Below are 19,543 nucleotides of genomic sequence, written 5' to 3' on the forward strand. Positions count from 1 at the left end.
AGACCCGGCGCACCCATGCTGTCCCAGCTTTCGATCCGCGATATCGTTCTGATCGAGCGGCTCGATCTCTCCTTCGAGGGCGGTCTCTCGGTCCTGACCGGCGAGACGGGCGCGGGCAAGTCGATCCTCCTCGACAGCCTGGCGCTGGCGCTCGGCGGTCGCGGCGATGGCTCCCTCGTGCGTCACGGCGAGGACAAGGGGCAGGTCACCGCCGCCTTCGATGTCGATTGCGACCACGCGGCGCGTCTCGTTCTGCGCGAGAACGGCATCGACGAGGACGGGGACCTGATCTTCCGCCGGGTGCAATCGGCCGACGGCCGCACGCGTGCCTTCGTCAACGACCAGCCGGTCAGCGTGCAGCTGATGCGCCAGGTCGGCCAGTTGCTGGTCGAGATCCACGGGCAGCACGACGACCGCGCCCTTGTCGGGCCCGACGCCCACCGCCTGCTCCTCGATGCATTCGGCGGCCTGACCGCTGAGGCGGAAGCCGTCTCCGGGCTCTATCGCGCCTGGCGTTCGGCCGGGCAGGCGCTGCGCAAGCACCGCGACAAGGTCGAGGCGGCGGCGCGCGAGGCCGACTATATCCGCGCCTCCGTCGACGAGCTCGAGGCGCTCTCGCCGCAGGACGGCGAGGAGGACGAACTGGCCGAGAAGCGGGCGCGGATGATGAAATCGGAGCGTATCGCCTCCGACATCAACGAGGCGAGCGAGTTCCTGAACGGCAACGGCTCGCCCGTGCCGGAGATCGCCTCGCTGGTGCGGCGTCTGGAGCGCAAGAGCCACGAGGTGCCTGGCCTGCTCGAGGAGACGGTGGCGCTGCTCGACCAGGCGCTGAACCATCTCTCCGATGCGCAGATGGCGGTCGAGACCGCGCTCCGCCGCACGGAATACGATCCGCGCGAGCTGGAGCGCGTCGAGGAGCGGCTGTTCGCGCTGCGCGCCGCGGCGCGGAAATATTCGGTGCCGGTCACCGACCTGCCGGCGCTCGCCGTGCGCATGATCGCCGATCTCGCCGATCTCGATGCAGGAGAAGAGAAGCTCAAACGTCTCGAACGGCAGGAGGCGGAAGCGAAGGCGCTGTTCGACGAGCAGGCCCGCGCGCTCTCCGCCAAGCGCCATCATGCCGCAGCCGCCCTGTCGGCGGCGGTGATGAACGAACTGCCGGCACTCAAACTGGAGCGGGCGCGTTTCATGGTCGCGGTCACGACCGAGACAGCCAACCCCGCAGCCGACGGCATCGACACCGTCGAGTTCCATGTCCAGACCAATCCGGGCACGCGGGCCGGACCGATGATGAAGGTGGCTTCCGGCGGCGAGCTTTCCCGTTTCCTGCTGGCGCTGAAGGTGGCGCTCGCCGATCGCGGCTCGGCGCCGACCCTCGTCTTCGACGAGATCGACACCGGCGTCGGCGGTGCGGTCGCCGATGCGATCGGCCAGCGGCTGAAGCGGCTGTCTCAGACGGTTCAGGTGCTCTCGGTCACCCATGCGCCGCAGGTCGCCGCCCGGGCCTCGACGCATCTCCTCATCTCCAAAGGCCCTTCCGTCGCCCGCTCCGACGCGATCGCCACCCGTGTCGCGCGCATGGACGATGCGGCGCGCACCGAGGAGATCGCCCGCATGCTCGCCGGCGCCTCGATCACCGAGGAGGCGCGGGCCGCTGCCGCCAAGCTGATCGCCGGCAACGGCTGAACCGCCCTTTTCAATCGCGGCGATTCCTCTAAAACACCGATCCGGACAGCCGGAGTGACGCGTGATGACGACCGACAAGACGCCCGTGGACAACCTCACGGAAGAGGAGGCCGCCGCCGAGCTGGCGTTTCTCGCCGCCGAGATCGCCCGGCACGACGCGCTCTACCACGGCCAGGACGCGCCGGAGATTTCGGATGCCGGCTATGACGCGCTGAAGCGGCGCAACGACGCGATCGAGGCGCGGTTCCCGCAGCTGATCCGCGCCGACAGCCCTTCGATCCGGGTCGGCGCCGCGCCGCTGGCGACCTTTGCGCCGATCACCCATTCGCGCCCGATGCTGTCGCTCGACAACGCCTTTTCCGACGCCGACGTGCGCGACTTCGTCGCCTCGGTCTATCGCTTCCTCGGCAATATCGCGGAAGGAGAGATCGCGTTCACCGCCGAGCCGAAGATCGACGGGCTATCGATGTCGATCCGCTACGAGGGCGGGCGGCTCGTCAATGCGGCGACGCGCGGCGACGGGACGACGGGCGAGAACGTCACGGAGAATATCCGCACCATCGCCGAGATCCCCGACCGGCTGCCGGCCGGCGCGCCCGACATCGTCGAGGTGCGCGGCGAGGTTTATATGCGCAAGAGCGATTTCCTCGCACTGAACGCACAGATGGCGGCGGAGGGTCGGCAGACCTATGTCAACCCGCGCAACACCGCGGCCGGATCGCTGCGCCAGCTCGACGCCAAAGTCACGGCGAGCCGCCGGCTGAAATTTTTCGCCTATGCCTGGGGCGAGATGTCGGCGATGCCGGCAGACACGCAGATGGGTATGGTCGAGGCCTTCAAAGGATGGGGCTTTCCGGTCAATCCGCTGATGAAGCGGCTGAGCTCGGTCGACGACATCATCGCCCATTACGCGGAGATCGGCCTGAAGCGCCCCGATCTCGACTACGAGATCGACGGCGTCGTCTACAAGGTCGACAGGCTCGACCTGCAGGCCCGCCTCGGTTTCCGCTCGCGCAGCCCGCGCTGGGCGACGGCGCACAAATTCCCGGCTGAACAGGCCTTCACCCATGTCGAGAAGATCGACATCCAGGTCGGCCGCACCGGCGCGCTGACGCCGGTGGCGCGGCTGACGCCGGTGACGGTCGGCGGCGTCGTCGTCACCAACGCGACGCTGCACAATGCCGATTACATTGCCGGCATCGGCAATTCCGGCGAGCGGATCCGGGACGAGGGGCACGACATCCGCGTCGGCGATACGGTGATCGTCCAGCGCGCCGGCGACGTCATCCCGCAGGTGCTTGACGTGGTGATGGAGAAGCGTCCGGCGGAGGCGGTTCCTTACGAATTTCCGCAGACCTGCCCTGTCTGCGGCAGCCATGCCGTGCGCGAGAGGAACGAGAAGACCGGAAAGCTCGATTCGGTCACCCGCTGCACCGGCGGCTTCGTCTGCCGGGCGCAGGCGGTCGAGCATCTGAAGCATTTCGTCTCGCGCAACGCCTTCGACATCGAGGGGCTCGGCACGAAGCAGATCCAGTTCTTCTTCGAGAGCGAGGATCCGTCGCTGTCGATCCGCACGGCGCCGGACATCTTCACGCTGAAGCGGCGGCAGGAGGCCTCGCTCGCCAGGCTCGAGAACATCGACGGATTCGGCAAGGTCAGCGTCACCAAGCTCTATGACGCGATCGACAACCGGCGGTCCGTCGCGCTGCATCGCTTCATCTACGCGCTCGGCATCCGCCATGCCGGCGAGACGACGGCAAAACTTCTGGCGCGATCCTATGGAAGCTATGCGGCCTTTGCCGCCGCGATGGAGGCGGCCGCTGATCCCGGAAGCGAGGCCTGGGCCGAACTCAACGCCATCGACGGCATCGGCCAGGTCGTGGCCCAGGCGATCGTCGATTTCTACGCCGAGGAGAACAACCGCGCCGTCGTCGCCCGTCTCCTGCAGGAGGTGACGCCCCTCGATGCGCAAGCCCCGGCCGCGGCCTCCAGCCCGGTCGCCGGCAAGACCGTTGTCTTTACCGGCACGCTGGAAAAGATGACGCGCGACGAGGCGAAGGCGATGGCCGAGCGGCTCGGCGCCAAGGTGGCCGGATCGGTCTCGAAGAAGACCGATCTCCTGGTCGCCGGGCCCGGTGCAGGCTCGAAGCTGGAAAAGGCCCGCGACCTCGGCATCGAGACCGTCGACGAGGACGGCTGGTTCGTCCTCGTCGGCGCCGAGGGCATGTCCGGCCCGGGCGCTCCCGCTCCGTCGCCGGACGATGCGTGAACGAGAGACGCCGCCCGTCCTTTCGGCTTCCGGTGATCCCCGCGTCAGGCAAATGGCCTGCGTGATACCAAGGCGGGGGAGGCCTCCGGTCAGGTCTTCTGGACCGCGGACGGGTCCATCCACATGACTTCCCAGACATGGCCGTCGAGGTCCTGGAAGCTGATGCCGTACATGAAGCCGTAGTCGATCGCCGGCTTCCACGGCCTCGCGCCGGCCGCGAGCGCCTTGGCGAGCGTGTCGTCCACCTCGGCGCGGCTCGACGCCGAAAGCGCGACCAGCACCTCCGTTGCCCTGGTCGCGTCGCTGATCGGCTGTGTGATGAACTCCGAGAATTTCGCCTCGGTCAGCAGCATGGCGAAGATGTTGTCCGCGATCACCATGCAGGCGGCCGTCTCGTCGGTGAACTGCGGATTGAAGCCGAAGCCCAGCGCCGCGAAGAAGGCCTTCGAGGCATCGAGGTCCTTGACGGGCAGGTTGACGAAGATCATGCGCATTCCGTGGTTCCTTTCGTTTCGGGCGATGTCCGCCGTCGTGGTCCGTGATGGTCCAAGGACGGTCGAGCGTCGTCCTTCCCGACAGGCTGTCAAATACAATTTTGCCGTTTCCCCGCCCGTGGCGGCGCACACCCCCTCGCATTGTTTTTTTGCGGCGCACACGTTAGGAAGGAGCACCCCGCGCGGGCGAAGGAGGCGGGGATCGAGGGATGGGAGGCTCAGGTGGACACCATTGCGACGATCGCGGGCGTGCGCGCCCGGCTCGCTTCTGCGCGCCGCGCCGGCCGGACGGTCGGCCTCGTCCCGACCATGGGCTACCTGCATGACGGCCATATGGATCTCGTCGCCCGGGCGCGCGCCGCCAACGACGTCGTCGCTGCCAGCATCTTCGTCAATCCGCTGCAATTCGGCGCGAATGAGGACCTCGCGCGCTATCCGCGCGACCTTGCCCGCGACCAGGCGATGCTCGAGGCGGCCGGGGTCGATCTCCTCTTCGCGCCCGGCGTCCCGGACATGTATCCGCGGCCGATGGAGACGGTGGTCGATGTCCCCGCCCTTGGGCGCTTGCTGGAGGGGGAGGTCCGGCCAGGCCATTTCGCCGGCGTCGCAACCGTCGTCACCAAGCTCTTCAACATCGTCCAGCCGGACCGTGCTTATTTCGGCGAGAAGGATTTTCAGCAGCTGCAGATCATCCGCCGCATGGTGGACGATCTGGCGCAGCCGGTCGAGATCGTCGGCGTGCCGACGGTGCGCGAGGCGGACGGCCTCGCCATGTCGTCGCGCAACGTCTATCTGAGCCCGGCCGAGCGCCGCGCCGCGAAGATCGTGCCGGATGCGCTCGACGAGGCGGAACGCCTGATCGCCGGCGGGCTTCGCGACGTTGCGGCGATCGAGGCCGCGGTCGCGCGCTTCGTCGCCGCCGAGCCGCTGGCGCGGCCGGACGTGGTGGCGCTGCGCGATCCCGAGACGCTGGCCGCCCCCGACAGGGTCGCGGACCGGCCGGTTCTCGTGTTGCTTTTTGTCCGCTTCGGGAGCACGAAGCTCCTCGACAACCGGGTCATCGACCCGACAAACGCGATGAAGACGGGAGTGGCGTGACATGAGCGTGCAGGGAACCAAGCGGCGCCTGAGCCCGAAGGACGTGCGGTCGCTGAAGGGCGAGCGGCCGATCGTCAGCCTGACGGCCTACACCACGCCGATCGCCAAGCTCCTCGACCCGCATGTCGATTTCATCCTCGTCGGCGATTCGCTCGGCATGGTCGTCTACGGGCTCGATTCGACCGTCGGCGTCACCGTCGAGATGATGATCGCGCACGGGCAGGCGGTGATGCGCGGCTCGCAGCGCGCCTGCGTCGTCGTCGACCTGCCCTTCGGCTCCTACCAGGAATCGAAGGAGCAGGCCTTCAACACCGCCGCGCGCATCCTCAAGGAAACCGGCTGTGCCGCCGTCAAGATCGAGGGCGGGGCGGAGATGGCCGAGACGGTGGCCTTCCTGTCGAGCCGCGGCATTCCGGTGCTCGGCCATGTCGGCCTGATGCCGCAGCTCGTCAACACGACGGGCGGCTACCGGTCGCTCGGGCGCAGCGAAGCCGAGCAGGAGAAGATCCGCCGCGACGCGGTCGCGATCGACGAGGCCGGCGCCTTCGCCATCGTCATCGAGGGCACCGTCGAGCCCCTGGCGCGCGAGATCAGCGACCTCGTGCAGGCGCCGACCATCGGCATCGGCGCTTCGCCCGCCTGCGACGGGCAGATCCTCGTTTCCGACGACATGCTCGGCATCTTCAACGATTTCAAGCCGCGCTTCGTCAAGCATTTCGCCAACCTGGCGCCGGAGATCTCGGCCGCCGTCGAGGCCTATGCCACCGATGTCAAGGCACGCGTCTTTCCCGGGATCGAGCACACGTTCCAGCTGAAGGGCTGACGGGCGGCTCGATCATCCATCAGCCGTTTCGATCCTTGCATCAAAAACTCTTGATTGCCGAGGGGCGGCCCCGACCCTTATGTCTCGGGATCGACGGGGTACGCCGGAGTGTCTTCCTTGCAGCAATCGGATTTCTGGACCGGCATGCGCGGCGGCCTGCCCGTCATGCTTTCCGCCGTTCCCTTCGGCGGGCTGTTCGGGGCGCTTGCGGTGCAGAACGGCATGTCGGTCACCGACGCGGCGCTGATGAGCGCGCTGTGCTTTGCCGGTGCCAGCCAGATGGTGGGGATCGAACTCTTCGGCAAGAACGTCGAGCCCTGGCTGATCGTGCTGTCGATCTTCGCCGTCAATTTCCGCCACATCCTCTATTCGGCATCGATCGCGCCGCATCTCAATCATTTCACCTGGCCGCAGAAGCTCATCGCCTTCAATCTCCTGACCGATCCGCAATATGCCGAAGCCGAGCGGCGCGCCGAGCGCGGCATTCCCGTGACGTTTTCCTGGTACATGGGCTTCGGCCTCGTCATCTACGTGCCCTGGCTCCTCGTCACGATCGTCGGCGCGCTGTTCGGCCGCTTCATCGGCGACCCGCGCATGATCGGGCTCGACGTGCTGCTGCCGGTCTATTTCTTCGGCATGCTGATGAGCTTCCGCAGCCGCGATCACTGGCTGCCGATCGTGCTCGTCAGCTCCGTCGTCTCGGTCGCGGCCTACAGGATCGTCGGCTCGCCCTGGCATGTCAGCTTCGGCGCACTGTCCGGCGTGCTGCTGGCCGCGTTCCTGCCGGTTGCGCCGAAAGGGGAGGCGACGCGATGAGCCATGCGGGGGAAGGGACGACCCTGCTGATCATCCTCGCCGCCGCTGTCGCCACCTACGCGACTAGGATCGGCGGCTACCTGATGATCACCCGTTTTCGCAGCATCCATCCGCGCGCCGAGGCGGCGCTCAACGCCGTTCCTGCGGCCGTATTGTCGACCCTCGTCGCGCCCGCCTTCCTCTATGGCGGGCTCGATGTCGTCGTAGCGATGGTCGCGGCCTTCTTCGTCGGCCTGCGCTTTTCCTCGATCGCCATGCTCGTCGTCGGCTGGCTTGCGGTCATGGCGCTGCGCCATTCCGGGATCTTCTGAACCCTCGCGCCGCGTCCGGTCGCGCTTCAGGAAAGCGGGGCCGTCGCCCGTGTCAGCCAGTCCCTCGTCTCGTCGTTTGCGAGAAGCGGGGCGATCTTCTCACGCGTCTCGGCGTGATAGGCATCGAGCCAGGCGATCTCCTCCGGCGTCATCAACTCCGCCACCACCAGCCGCGTGTCGATCGGGCAGAAGGTCAGCGTGCCGAAGCCGAGCATCGGCTGGTCGCCGTCGCCGACGGGCTCGGGCCCAAGCACATGGATCAGGTTCTCGATGCGGATGCCGAAGGCGCCCGGCCGGTAGTAGCCCGGCTCGTTGGAGAGGATCATGCCCGGCAGCAGTTCCTGCATCGCCGCGCGGGAAATCCTCTGCGGCCCCTCATGCACGGAAAGGTAGGACCCGACGCCGTGGCCGGTGCCGTGCGCATAGTCGCCGCCGCCCTTCCAGAGCGCGATGCGGGCGAGCGGATCGAGGTCGATGCCGCGCGTGCCCTTCGGAAAGCGCGCGGTGCTGATGGCGATCATCCCCTTCAGCACGCGGGTGAAGAAGCGCCTCTGCTCGTCGGGAACGGCGCCGATCGCGACCGTCCGGGTGATGTCGGTCGTGCCGTTCAGGTACTGACCGCCGGAATCGACCAGGAACATGGTGCCGGCCTCGAGCGGCCGGTCCGTCTCGGTGGTGACGCGATAATGGATGATCGCGGCGTTGGAGCCGGCGCCGGAGATCGTGTCGAAGGAGATATCGCGCAACGGGTTCTGCATCCGTGCGCCGACGGCGGTGCGCGCGGCCTCGAGCCGCCTCACGGCGGCGATCTCGCTCACCGTGCCGTGCGGCTGCGCGTCGAGCCAGGCGAGGAATTCGACCATCGCCGCGCCGTCCTGGAGATGGGCCCTCGCCGAACCGGCGATCTCGGCCGCATTCTTGCAGGCGCGCGGCAGGCGCGCGGGGTCCGGGGCCTGCACCGGCGTTCCGCCTTCCGAGCGGATCAGGCTTGCGAGCGCCTGCGGCGCGACGTCCGGATCGATCAGGATCGTCGCGCCTTGGCGGGAGAGCGCCCTCATCTCCTCGTCGAATTGCCCGGGCGGCAGCATGTCGGCAAGCTGGGTGAGGTAGGCCTCCTGCTCGATGCCCGTCTTGCGCTTGTCGAGGAAGATCGCGGCGCTGCCGTCGGCGCGGATGAGGGCGCGCGACAGCGGGTGCGGCGTGTGCGGCACGTCGGCGCCGCGGATGTTGAAGGTCCAGGCGACGGACGAGGGATCCGAAAGGATCACGGCGGCCACGTTCTTCTCCGCGACGGCAGCCGCGATCGCGGCGATCTTGTCGCGGGCGGAGGCGCCGGCATGCTCGAGCGGCTGGATGAGGACGCGGCCGAGCGGCGGGGCAGGACGGTCGGTCCAGACGGCGTCGAGCGGATTGTCGTCGAGCGGCACCAGCATGCCGTCGATCCGCTTCAATGCCGTCTCCAGTTTCTCGACCTCCGCGCTCGTCTGCATCCAGGGGTCGACGCCGAGGCGAAATCCTTTCGGGGCATGTCGTTCGAGCCACAGATGCGGCGGCTCGCCGACGAGATCGCCGGGGGAGAAGACGTCGCCGTCGACCTGCGCCGCAAGCTGCGTGACGTAGCGGCCGTCGACGAACACCACGGCCTCGCGCATCGTGACGAGGCAGCAGCCGGCGGAACCGGTGAAGCCGGTCAGCCAGGCGAGCCGCTCCGCGGAGGCCGGGACGTACTCGCCCTGATACTCGTCGGCGCGCGGCACGAGAAAGCCGTCGACACCGAGCGCGGCGAAGCGGCCCCTGAGCGCCGCGACGCGGCTCCGTCCGAAACTGGGCGTGGAGGTGACGTCGAAGGATTGGAACATCGGGCGATCCATGAGTTGCGCGGCGATTCCCGCCTGCCGGACCCTACTGCAGAAAACCGCCGCCCGGAATCTCCTTCGATGCGCGAAGGCGCCTGCCGGCGAGCGCAGCCCTTCATGCATCGCACGCGCATCGCACCCATGCCGACGGCCGACTGGCCGCGCGGGGGGGGGGACGCGCCCGTATGGTCCGGCAACGACCGAGCGCATGAGGGTATGTCGCTTCCTTGCCGCAGGGCAGGGATCTCCATGACGCGTTTCGCGCCGGCCTCCGATCCTCCTCCCTCAGGATGCCGGCGGCGCGACATGGGAAAGCCCGCTCGAGCCTTCTCCTCCCCAAGGCTCGCGGGCGCCGGACAATGCGGCAAGAACAAAAGAAAAGGCGGTGCTTTCGGCACCGCCTTTTCTTTTGTTCTTGCCTTCGCCTCAGCGCGTCAGGTGCATCGTCACCCAGCCGTTGCGCCAGATCGTGCGGACGTGGCGGAAGCGCTGGCCGTTATAGGCGGCGAGTACCTTCCAGCGTTGTTCGGCGAGGATGCCCGACAGGATGATCGCGCCGCCGGGCGCGAGATGGCGCGCCACGTCCGGCGCAAGGCGCATCAGCGGCCGTGCCAGAATGTTGGCGATGATCAGGTCGAAGGGGCCCTGTTCGCGGAAGGCGGGCGCATGGAAACCCGTCGCGGTGCGCAGCGTGATCCCGCCGGCGATCCCATTGATGCGGACGTTTTCCGTGGCCACGCGCGTGGCGACCGGGTCGATGTCGGTCGCGAGCACCGGCACGCGGGCGAGCTTGTAGGCGGCGATCGCCAGCACGCCGCTTCCCGTGCCGAGGTCGAGCACGTTCGTCACCGGCCGGGCGCGCAGCACCTCCTCGATCAGTTCGAGGCAGCCCGCCGTCGTGCCGTGGTGCCCCGTTCCGAAGGCCATGCCGGCGTCGATCTCAATGGCGATCTCGCCGGTCTGCACCTTGTCGCGGTCATGCGAGCCGTGCACGACGAAGCGGCCGGCGCGCACCGGGGCGAGACCTTCGAGGGATTTTGCGATCCAGTCGACATCCGGCAGTTGCTCGCGCTCGATCGCGAGCCCGGCGAGCGCATCCGTGAAGATCTCGCCGAGCCGTGTCCGGATCGTCTCCTCCTCCTCCGCCGCCAAATAGATCGATGCCTCCCAGACATCGTTGCGCTCGTCGATCTCCATCGTCGCGATCGCATAGCCGTCCTCGTCGAAGGCCGCACCCATCCGATCGAGGGCAAGCGTCGCCAGGCGTTCGCTGGTGGAGACGAAGAGGCGGATGTCCTGGTTCACGGGGGCGATCTCCTTACTGGCCGGCCCGCCACGTCCTTCTTTTCCGCTGCGGGCCGTGCCGCTCCTATCAGCCCTTGATCAGGTTTTCGAGCTTCTTCACCGCCGTATCCGGATTTTCGCCGTAGGCGATGGTGCCGCGGAAGCCGCCAGCGGCGTCGAGCAGGAAGACGGAGGCCGTGTGGTCCATCGTGTAGTCGCCGTCCGGTGCCTTCTCGTCGAGCGGCACCTTCTTCGCATAGACACGGAAGCCCTTGACCATCTCCATCACCTTGTCCGGCGGACCGGAAATGCCGGTGATGCGCTTGGAGACGTTCGAGACATACTGGCCGAGGATTTCGGGCGTGTCGCGTTCGGGATCGACGGAGACGAAATAGGCCTGAAGCCTGGTCCCGTCGGGATCGACCTTGGACAGCCAGCCGTCCAGCTCGAAAAGGGTGGTCGGGCACACCTCGGGGCAGTGGGTGAAGCCGAAGAACAGGGCCGACGGCTTGCCCGTGAAGGCCTCCTGCGTGATCGGCGCGCCGTTCTGCGCCACCAGCGTGAAGGGGACTCCAAAAGGCCCGCCGGTCGCCGAGACCGGAGGGCGCGTCGCCTGGAACGTCATCCAGCCGATGCCGAGCGCGACGACGGCAACCGCCAGCCACAGAACGATGCGCAGCGTCTTCATGTCGTCTCCATCGGTTCGTTCACGTCCCGCCGGACATAGACCGTCGCGGCAACGGAGGCAAACGGCGAAAGTGACGCAGCCGCCGGGTGTTCAGAAGCACCAGGACAGTCCGTTCGCCGCCATGGCGAGCAGGATGTCGCTGCCATGGGCGAGCCAGCCGTCGAAGGCATGGAAGGTGACGAGCGACAGGACGGCGAGCCCGGCCGTTGCGAGGAGCGGGGTCATGACATGTCGTGCACTGGGACGCATGGGCGCGGGCCTTCGGGGTATCAACCTTCGGCAGTATCGCCCGATCCCTGCCGTCCGGCAACCGGACAAGGGCAAAAAACTCCGGCACGTGCCTGCTGCATGTCGCCGCAGCGATATTTTAGGAAAAGTTTAAGGGAACTCTGGGATGGTTTGACGGCGGAGGAGCGCCGTCTCCACAGGATCGACATGATGTCACGCGGTCGAAAGACCGGGATCCGCATGATGGGCTCAAACCCGCTCGCGGCCGGCGTCTCCATGCCCTGCGGGTGGCAACCGGGTGTTGCGACATGACGACGACCGCAGCGGGCAGCATGCGAACACTCTCCGTCGGCCAGCGGCTGACGACGCTCGGTATGGCCGCTTTCGTCGGCGTCGGCGCGATCCTCGGCGTCGGCTGGTACCAGAGTGCAGCCCTGAACGGCGCTCTCGCCCGTTCGATCGACGCGCAAAACGCGATCACGACGATCGGCAACATGCATTCCGCCAACAAGGAACTGGTCCTGGTGGCGATGGACACGATCATCGATCGCGAGGAGCGGGCGATCCAGCCCCAGCGCCAGGCGTCGATCGCGACGTCTTTCGCCGTCCTCAACGACAATCTCGCTGCGGCAAAGGCACTCGCGACACAGGTCGGCAAGCCGGAACTGACGGCGCGCTTCGATGCCGATCTCGCCGCGCTTTCGAAGGCGATCACCGTCGACCTGAAAACCATGGTGGAGACAGGCGCCGCGCCGGAGGCCTATGCCGCGCTGGACGACGCCATCGATGGCGGCGGCGACCGCATCGGCACGTCGCTCGATGCGCTGCAGGGCGAGGCTCGTGCGCTCGCCGAGGCCCGGATCGCCGAGGCGCGGGCCGCCTCCGCCGCGTCGCTCGCCTACCAGATCGGCCTCGGCCTTGCCGTCATGGTAGGGCTGATGGGATTGATCGTCTACCACGGCAACGTGCTGCGCCGGGGCATCTACGGCCTGCGCGACAGCATGCAGCATATTCTCGCCGGTCGTCTCGCCACCGCCGTCCCCTCGACCGGCCGCGCCGACGAAATCGGCGAGATGGCCCGTTCGATCGAACAGTTCCGCCTTGCCGCGATCGATAAGCAGGAGATGGAACAGGCCACGGCCACCGCGCGCGCGGCAAGCGACGCCGAGCGGGCGGCGCGCGAGGCCCTGCGCAGCACCGAGACCCGCCATATCGAGGCCGCCGTCGATGCGCTTGGACGCGGATTGAACCGGCTTTCCGAGGGCGACCTCTCCGACATGCTGCGCGAACCCTTCCACGGCGATCTCGACCGGCTGCGCGGCGACTTCAACCAGACCGTCGAGCGCCTGCAGGACGTGATGGCGCAGGTCAAGGAAAACACCGCCTCGATCCAGTCGAACAGCCAGCAGATGCGCAGCGCCGCCGACGACCTCGCCCGGCGGACGGAACAACAGGCGGCCTCGCTGGAGGAGACCTCCGCGGCGCTGGCCCAGATCACCGGCACCGTGCGCAGTTCGACCGCGCTTGCGGAAGAAGCGAGCCGCATGGTCGACGAGACGCGGACGAACGCCGAGGAATCCGGCCGCATCGTCGGCGAGGCGGTGGCCGCGATGGCGCGCATCGAAGGGGCGTCCTTGGAGATCGGCAAGATCATCAACGTCATCGACGAGATCGCCTTCCAGACGAACCTGCTGGCGCTCAATGCCGGCGTCGAGGCGGCACGGGCGGGCGAGGCCGGCAAGGGTTTCGCCGTCGTCGCCCAGGAGGTGCGCGAACTCGCCCAGCGCGCCGCCGGCGCCGCCAAGGACATCAAGGCGCTCGTGACCCGCTCCGGCACCGAGGTCGGCAACGGCGTCCGGCTCGTCCAGGCGACGGGCGACGCGCTCGGGCGCATCGGCACCGACGTGTCGCGCATCAACGCCCATATGAAGTCAATCGTGATGGCCGCGCGCGAGCAGCAGACCGGGCTTGGCGAGATCAATGCCGCGGTCGGCCAGCTCGACCAGACGACGCAGCAGAACGCCGCGATGGTCGAGGAAACCAACGCGGCAAGCCACACGTTGGCGCAGGATGCCGAGGGTCTCGGCCGCATCGTCGGCCAGTTCCATCTGAGCGGCCAGGCGCAACCGGCCTCCCACCAGCCCTACCGTCAAGCCCCGGACCAGCCGGCGCCGGTAGGGATGCCGGCCATGCGCGCCGCCGCGCCGCGTTCGTCGCTGGCGCCCAAGGCCGCCTCGACGGCCAGCCGGCCGCGCTCCTCTCCTGCCAAGGCCCTGATCGGCCGTGTCGCAGGCGCCTTCGGCAATTCTCCGGCCTCGTCCGCCGCTTCGGCGAGTTCCGCAGACAACTGGGAAGAGTTCTGATCATGTCCAACGCGCTCAAGCAGTCCGGTGCCTCCTATCTGGAGATCGTCTCCTTCCATCTCGGCGACCAGGAATTCTGCATCGACATCATGGCGATCCGCGAAATCCGCGGCTGGGCGCCGGTGACGCCGATGCCGCACACGCCGCCCTACGTGCTCGGCCTGATCAACCTGCGCGGCGCCGTGATCCCGGTCATCGACATGGCCTGCCGGCTCGGGATGAAGATGACGGAGCCTTCCGAGCGCGCCGCGATCATCGTCACGGACATCGCCGGCAAGCTGGTCGGCCTTCTGGTCGAGCAGGTCTCCGACATGATGACCATCCGCGCGGAGGACCTGCAGCCGGCGCCGGAGATCATTCCCGAGGCGCAGCGCGCCTTCTGCCGCGGTATCGTGGCGCTGGAAAAGTCGATGGTCTGCTTCCTGAACCTCGACACCGTCATCGCCGACCGGCTTGCCAACGCCGCCTGACGGCGCGCGCCGCAGGGCCTTGCGCCGCGCTTTGCCTCCGTGCTCAATGGGGTCATCGCATGGGCAAGGGAGACTGCCGTGGTGAAATGCCTGCTTCTCGTCGATATCCAGAGAGGGTTCTGCCCCGGCGGCAACCTGCCGGTGCCCGATGGCGATGCGGTGGTTCCGGTCGCCAACAGGCTGATCGCCGAGGGAGGCTACGACCTTGTCGTCGCCTCGCAGGACTGGCACCCGCAAGGCCACGGCAGCTTCGCCTCCAGCCATCCCGGGAAACGCCCCTTCGACATGGGCGAACTCGGCGGCAAGCCGCAGATGATGTGGCCGGACCATTGCGTCCAAGGCACCGAGGACGCCGCGTTCCACCCGGATCTCGACCTGCGGAGCGTCGATCTCGTCCAGCGCAAGGGCATCGATGCCGCCGTCGACAGCTACTCCGCCTTCCGCGACAATGACCGGGCCGCGCTGACCGGGCTCGACGCCGTGCTTCGGGACAGGGGCGTGACGGTGCTCGACATCTGCGGGCTCGCGACCGACTACTGCGTCAAGTTCTCCGCTCTCGACGCCGTCGCCATGCTGGACGGGGTCGCCGTGCGCTTCGTCGAGGATGCGAGCCGCGGCATCGACCCGGCCGGCGTCGCGGCGGCGGTCGAGGAGATGCGGGCGGCCGGGATCGCCATCGTCACCGCATCGGACGTCATCGGCGGCTGACCGTCCGATCGGCGGGACCTTTCGCGGCACACGGCCGGGCAGGCGGATCGCACGGGCGACAGACCGAAAAGTTTCATTCGCCGGCACATGTTTTCGCTCAACACAGTGTGATGAGCGGCGCAGGCGCGGCATGAAACCATACCGGTTGTCGGGCGTTTCATGGACGGGTCAAGACAAACGAACCCAATGGAACCAGAACAGGAGAATATCATGTCCAAGTTCATCAAGCTCGCCGCCGCCGCCGCGCTGTTTTCGTCCGCCGCCCTCGGTGGCGCCTTTGCCCAGGGTGCGAATGCCGACGGCTATCAGCCGGGCGACGGCGACTTCTACATCGGCGCGACGCCCCCGTCCTCGACCGGCCCGGACGGCACGCTCGTCGATCCGAACAACACCGGCAGCGTCCGTTCCAACTCGATGGGCATGAGCAGCGGCAGCCAGGCACAGCCGCAGGCCCCGATCGCCGGCGACATGGAGTACTACGAAGGGACGTCCCCGACCAACCAGTAATACCGGGCGGGATCAACCACCGGCTCAAAGCCCCGGCATCACATGATGCCGGGGCTTTGTCGTTTTTGATCGGTAAGTTCCGGCATGCCGCAGTGTATCGTTGCAGATTAATTTTCGGATAGAAGCGAATCCCGCTGGAACCATACGCTCTTTTTCTCGTTATTCCTGCAGGTCAGGCGCTGACTTAAAGAATTACAGACAGTTGAACTCAAACCCTTCCCTTCAAGGAGAGAGACAATGCAGAAGAAACTTTCGATCCTCGCCGCTGCCGCCCTGTTCTCGTCGGTCGCCCTCGGCGGTGCCGTGGCACAGAGCACGTTTGAGCCCGGCGACGGCGACTACTTCAACGGCACGACGGCTCCGGAGGCCACCGAACAGGTCACGCCCGCGCCGCAGACCGGTGAAGCCATCGTCCTGCCGAAGGTCGACCAGAACGCCACCGGCAGCATCGCCGACGACAAGACCGCTCCGGCCGCCCCGGGCGACGGTGACTACTACGAAGGTGCGAACCCCGAGCAGAAGTAACGCATACGGATGGAATGCAGGGGAAAGGGTCGGCGGTTGCCGGCCCCTTTTCCGTTTGAGTGCGAATGATCGCGTCAGGGCTTCTTGACGCTCCAGGTCACCGTCTGGCCGTAGAGCGGAACCGTCGACAGCGACATCTTGGCCGATCCCTCCGTCAGCTCGCGGGAATGGGCGAGATAGATCAGCGTGTCGTTCTTCTTGTCGTAGATCCGCGTCACGACGAGGCTCTTGAAGATCAGCGACAGGCCGGAGCGGAACACGTCCTCGCCGCCTTTCGACAGGTCGATCTCGCCGATGGTGATCGGGCCGGTCTGCCGGCAGGCGATCGAATTGTTCGAGGGGTCCTCGAACCAGTTGCCGTTCTTCAACCGGTCGATGACGCCGCGGTCGAAATAGGTCACGTGGCAGGTGACGCCCGACACCTTCGGGTCGCTGACCGCGTCCACCTTGATGTCGTTGCCGATCCAGTCGACGCCGACCTCTCCGACCGTCTCCGCGCCCGCTATTCCGGCGGACATCATCATCGCAAGGCTCGCACAGGCAAGCAGGCTTCGCCGCATCATCGTCAGTCCCTCCGTTTGTACCCTTGGGAGATAGGACACGGGGCAGCGTTTTCACAGGGTCGTGATCGCGGCGACCGATTCGGGGGACGGCGCATCCGACGGGCACCTCCGCCATGGCGTCCTTGCCTGGTCCCGGGGCCCCGCATGGCGGATTGTCAACCGGAGAGGCCTGACGTTGCTTGCCTTTTGTGTCCCCGGGACAGCCGGGCTCCCCTTGTCCCGAAGACCCGCGCTCAGATCCTTTCGACGAAACCGTCCAGAACGCGCTTCTCGCCGGCACGATCGAAGGCGATGGTCAGCTTGTTGCCCTCGATCGAGACCACATTGCCGTTGCCGAACTTGACGTGGAAGACACGGTCGCCCTTGGAAAAGCGCGAGGGCTCGGCGGCGGTCGATTTCGCCACCAGTTCCCCCTCGATCTGCCGGGCGCGCGGACCGCTTTCGCCATAACCGATGCGTTCGATCGCGTGGCCGGAGCGGTTGCCCCAGTTGTCGCGCGTCGCCTCCGTCCGGTTCGCCTGCGCCCGTTTCCAGCCCGGCGTCGCATAGCTGTTGCCGAAGGGTTCCGCGCGGTCGAAGCGCGACTGGCCGTAGGCGGCACGGCCGTAGCCTCCGTAGGATTGCTCGGCCTCGGCCACCTCGACATGGTCCGGCGGCAGCTCGTCGAGGAAGCGCGAGGGCAGCGTGGACTGCCAGAGGCCGTGGATACGCCGGTTCGACACGAACCAGATGTGGCAGCGCCGCTTCGCGCGGGTCAGCCCGACATAGGCAAGGCGCCGCTCCTCCTCCAGGCCGGCCCTGCCGCCTTCGTCGAGCGAGCGCTGGTGCGGGAAAAGACCTTCCTCCCAGCCCGGAAGGAACACCGTCTCGAATTCGAGCCCCTTGGCCGAATGCAGTGTCATGATGCTGACGGCGTCGAGGTTTTCGTTCTGCTCGGCATCCATCACCAGCGCGACATGCTCGAGGAAGCTGCGCATCGATTCGAAGGCTTCCATCGAGCGGATCAGTTCCTTGAGGTTTTCGAGCCGACCGGGCGCTTCCGCCGACTTGTCGTTCTGCCACATCGCGGTGTAGCCGCTCTCGTCGAGGATCTTTTCGGCAAGTTCGGTATGGGGCGTCGTCTCGAGCAGCCCCTGCCAGCGCTTGACGTCGGCGACGACGTCGAACAGCGCCTTTCGCGCGCGCGGTTTCAGTTCCTCCGTCTCGATGATGTCCTCGGCGGCGCGCAGCATCGGCAGGTCGCGCGCCCGGGCATAGTCGTGCAGGGCCCGAACCGTCGTGTCGCCGAGGCCGCGCTTCGGCGTGTTGACGATCCGCTCGAAGGCGAGGTCGTCGGCGCCCTGGGCGACCAGGCGGAAATAGGCGAGCGCATCGCGGATCTCCATCCGCTCGTAAAAGCGCGGGCCGCCGATCACGCGGTAGTTGAGGCCGAGCGTGACGAAACGATCTTCGAATTCGCGCATCTGGAAGGAGGCGCGCACCAGGATCGCCATGTCGTTCAGCGCGTGCGTCTTCAACTGGAGCTGCTCGATCTCCTCGCCGACCGCGCGCGCCTCCTCTTCCGAATCCCAGGCGGCATGCACCTTCACCTTCGGATCCTCGGGATCGCGCCGGTCGGTGAAGAGCGTCTTGCCGAGCCGCCCCTCGTTATGGGCGATCAGATGGCCGGCGGCGCCGAGGATATGGCCGGTCGAGCGGTAGTTGCGTTCGAGCTTGACGACCTTGGCGCCGGGAAAATCCTTCTCGAAGCGCAGGATGTTGTCGACCTCCGCGCCGCGCCAGCCGTAGATCGACTGGTCGTCGTCGCCGACGCAGCAGAGATTGACCGGTCCCTCGTCGCGCGTGCGCTGGGCGATCAGCCTCAGCCAGAGATACTGCGCGGTGTTGGTGTCCTGGTACTCGTCGACGAGGATGTAGCGGAAACGCTTGTGATAGTCGCGCAGAAGGTCCGCATGGGCGCGGAAGATGCGGATCGGATGCATCAGCAGGTCGCCGAAGTCGCAGGCGTTCAGCGTCAGGAGCCGCGCCTGGTAGGCATGGTAGAGCGCGCGGCCCTTGCCGTTGGCGAAGGCGCGGGCGTCGCCCTCCGGAATGTCGGCGGGGCCGAGCCCCTTGTTCTTCCAGCCGTCGATCATCTGGGCGAAGGTTTTGGCTGGCCAGCGCTTGTCGTCGATGCCGTCGGCCTGGAGCACCTGCTTGATCAGGCGGATGACGTCGTCGGTGTCGAGGATGGTGAAATCGGAGCGCAGCCCGGCGAGTTCCGCATGCCGGCGTAGGAGCTTAACGCCGATCGAGTGGAAGGTGCCGAGCCAGGGCATGCCCTCGACCGCGCCGCCGGCGAGCACGCCGATGCGCTCGCGCATCTCGCGCGCCGCCTTGTTGGTGAAGGTGACGGCGAGGATCTGCGAGGGATAGGCGCGGCCGGTCGCGAGGATATGGGCGATGCGCGTCGTCAGCACCCGCGTCTTGCCGGTGCCGGCGCCGGCGAGCACGAGGACGGGGCCTTCCAGCGTCTCGACCGCGTCGGTCTGTTCCGGATTGAGCCCGGCGAGATAGGCGCCGCTGTCGGGCTGGCGCGAGCGGTCGCGCGCGGCCAGCGCCCGGGCGGCAAGGCCGCTCGGCCCGGCAGCCGCGGGGCGCTGCGGCGGTTCCTCGTCGAAGAACGGAATGTCGTCGTAACCACTCTGCATGCGGCTCAATGTAGTGATTCGGGTCCGAAAGGCCAGAATGGGCGTTCCTCTTTTATTCTCGGGCATCACGAGGAAGTGTAGCCGCCGTGACATCCGGCCCTCGCGCTGCCCACGTACAAAACGTTGATATTGCGATGCAGCAGCGCGAAAAGCCGTTTCAT

General features: G+C 67.1%; 18 protein-coding genes. 11 read left to right on the top strand and 7 right to left on the bottom strand.

Annotation, left to right across the window (positions count from 1 at the left end):
• Positions 1-15 precede the first annotated feature (15 nt).
• Together recN and ligA are read left to right on the top strand one after the other, a co-directional pair.
• On the top strand, positions 16-1,689 hold the full coding sequence (gene recN / locus ACEVQ6_RS06680; protein WP_374888142.1) for a DNA repair protein RecN: 1,674 nt from the start codon (positions 16-18) through the stop codon (positions 1,687-1,689).
• A gap of 64 nt (positions 1,690-1,753) precedes the next feature.
• Complete coding sequence (ligA, locus tag ACEVQ6_RS06685) at positions 1,754-3,958, top strand: NAD-dependent DNA ligase LigA (RefSeq protein WP_374888143.1); 2,205 nt, start codon at positions 1,754-1,756, stop codon at positions 3,956-3,958.
• An 89-nt stretch (positions 3,959-4,047) separates the two neighbouring features.
• Here the strand turns inward: ligA and ACEVQ6_RS06690 are convergent, their stop codons facing one another.
• Entirely contained in the window at positions 4,048-4,452 is a 405-nt protein-coding gene (locus ACEVQ6_RS06690) for a VOC family protein (protein WP_374888144.1), read from the bottom strand.
• 222 nt (positions 4,453-4,674) lie between these two features.
• Between ACEVQ6_RS06690 and panC the strand changes: the two genes are divergently transcribed.
• The 4 genes from panC (at position 4,675) to ACEVQ6_RS06710 (ending at position 7,500) form a co-directional block, all read left to right on the top strand.
• On the top strand, positions 4,675-5,550 hold the full coding sequence (panC, locus tag ACEVQ6_RS06695; protein WP_374888145.1) for a pantoate--beta-alanine ligase: 876 nt from the start codon (positions 4,675-4,677) through the stop codon (positions 5,548-5,550).
• 1 nt (position 5,551) lies between these two features.
• Positions 5,552-6,373, top strand: a complete 822-nt coding sequence (gene panB, locus ACEVQ6_RS06700; protein ID WP_374888146.1) for a 3-methyl-2-oxobutanoate hydroxymethyltransferase — start codon at positions 5,552-5,554, stop codon at positions 6,371-6,373.
• 117 nt (positions 6,374-6,490) lie between these two features.
• Positions 6,491-7,189, top strand: coding sequence for an AzlC family ABC transporter permease (locus tag ACEVQ6_RS06705; protein ID WP_374888147.1), 699 nt, complete (start codon positions 6,491-6,493; stop codon positions 7,187-7,189).
• Entirely contained in the window at positions 7,186-7,500 is a 315-nt protein-coding gene (locus ACEVQ6_RS06710) for an AzlD family protein (protein ID WP_374888148.1), read from the top strand. The genes ACEVQ6_RS06705 and ACEVQ6_RS06710 overlap by 4 nt, the downstream gene beginning before the upstream one ends.
• 26 nt (positions 7,501-7,526) lie before the next feature.
• Here the strand turns inward: ACEVQ6_RS06710 and ACEVQ6_RS06715 are convergent, their stop codons facing one another.
• The 4 genes from ACEVQ6_RS06715 to ACEVQ6_RS06730 form a co-directional block, all read right to left on the bottom strand.
• Positions 7,527-9,359: an aminopeptidase P family protein gene (locus ACEVQ6_RS06715; protein ID WP_374888149.1), complete on the bottom strand. Its 1,833-nt coding sequence runs from the start codon at positions 9,357-9,359 to the stop codon at positions 7,527-7,529.
• A gap of 423 nt (positions 9,360-9,782) precedes the next feature.
• Complete coding sequence (locus ACEVQ6_RS06720; RefSeq protein ID WP_374888150.1) at positions 9,783-10,661, bottom strand: 50S ribosomal protein L11 methyltransferase; 879 nt, start codon at positions 10,659-10,661, stop codon at positions 9,783-9,785.
• A gap of 67 nt (positions 10,662-10,728) precedes the next feature.
• The gene (locus ACEVQ6_RS06725; protein ID WP_374888151.1) at positions 10,729-11,328 is read right to left on the bottom strand and encodes an SCO family protein; all 600 of its coding nucleotides are present in this window, start codon (positions 11,326-11,328) and stop codon (positions 10,729-10,731) included.
• Positions 11,329-11,418: 90 nt separating this feature from the next.
• Positions 11,419-11,553 (bottom strand): hypothetical protein, encoded by a 135-nt coding sequence (locus tag ACEVQ6_RS06730; RefSeq protein WP_374888152.1) that lies wholly within the window; start codon positions 11,551-11,553, stop codon positions 11,419-11,421.
• Positions 11,554-11,864: 311 nt separating this feature from the next.
• Here ACEVQ6_RS06730 and ACEVQ6_RS06735 point away from each other — a divergent pair, with 311 nt between their 5' ends.
• From ACEVQ6_RS06735 to ACEVQ6_RS06755, 5 genes are all read left to right on the top strand, one after another.
• Positions 11,865-13,919, top strand: coding sequence for a methyl-accepting chemotaxis protein (locus ACEVQ6_RS06735; protein WP_374888153.1), 2,055 nt, complete (start codon positions 11,865-11,867; stop codon positions 13,917-13,919).
• Positions 13,920-13,921: 2 nt separating this feature from the next.
• A complete protein-coding gene (locus ACEVQ6_RS06740; protein WP_374888154.1) occupies positions 13,922-14,389 on the top strand; it encodes a chemotaxis protein CheW in 468 nt (155 codons plus the stop codon).
• Between the two features lie 81 nt (positions 14,390-14,470).
• Entirely contained in the window at positions 14,471-15,097 is a 627-nt protein-coding gene (pncA, locus tag ACEVQ6_RS06745; RefSeq protein WP_374888225.1) for a bifunctional nicotinamidase/pyrazinamidase, read from the top strand.
• 210 nt (positions 15,098-15,307) lie between these two features.
• The gene (locus ACEVQ6_RS06750) at positions 15,308-15,604 is read left to right on the top strand and encodes a hypothetical protein (RefSeq protein ID WP_374888155.1); all 297 of its coding nucleotides are present in this window, start codon (positions 15,308-15,310) and stop codon (positions 15,602-15,604) included.
• Between the two features lie 237 nt (positions 15,605-15,841).
• On the top strand, positions 15,842-16,129 hold the full coding sequence (locus ACEVQ6_RS06755; protein ID WP_374888156.1) for a hypothetical protein: 288 nt from the start codon (positions 15,842-15,844) through the stop codon (positions 16,127-16,129).
• A gap of 74 nt (positions 16,130-16,203) precedes the next feature.
• On the opposite strand, the gene ACEVQ6_RS06760 is transcribed toward ACEVQ6_RS06755, so the two are convergent.
• Complete coding sequence (locus ACEVQ6_RS06760; protein ID WP_374888226.1) at positions 16,204-16,689, bottom strand: CreA family protein; 486 nt, start codon at positions 16,687-16,689, stop codon at positions 16,204-16,206.
• Between the two features lie 236 nt (positions 16,690-16,925).
• Positions 16,926-19,382, bottom strand: coding sequence for an ATP-dependent helicase (locus ACEVQ6_RS06765; protein ID WP_374888157.1), 2,457 nt, complete (start codon positions 19,380-19,382; stop codon positions 16,926-16,928).
• Positions 19,383-19,543: the final 161 nt, after the last annotated feature.

The sequence above is a fragment of the Ensifer soli genome, assembly GCF_041928815.1.
GTDB lineage: Bacteria > Pseudomonadota > Alphaproteobacteria > Rhizobiales > Rhizobiaceae > JBHFEI01.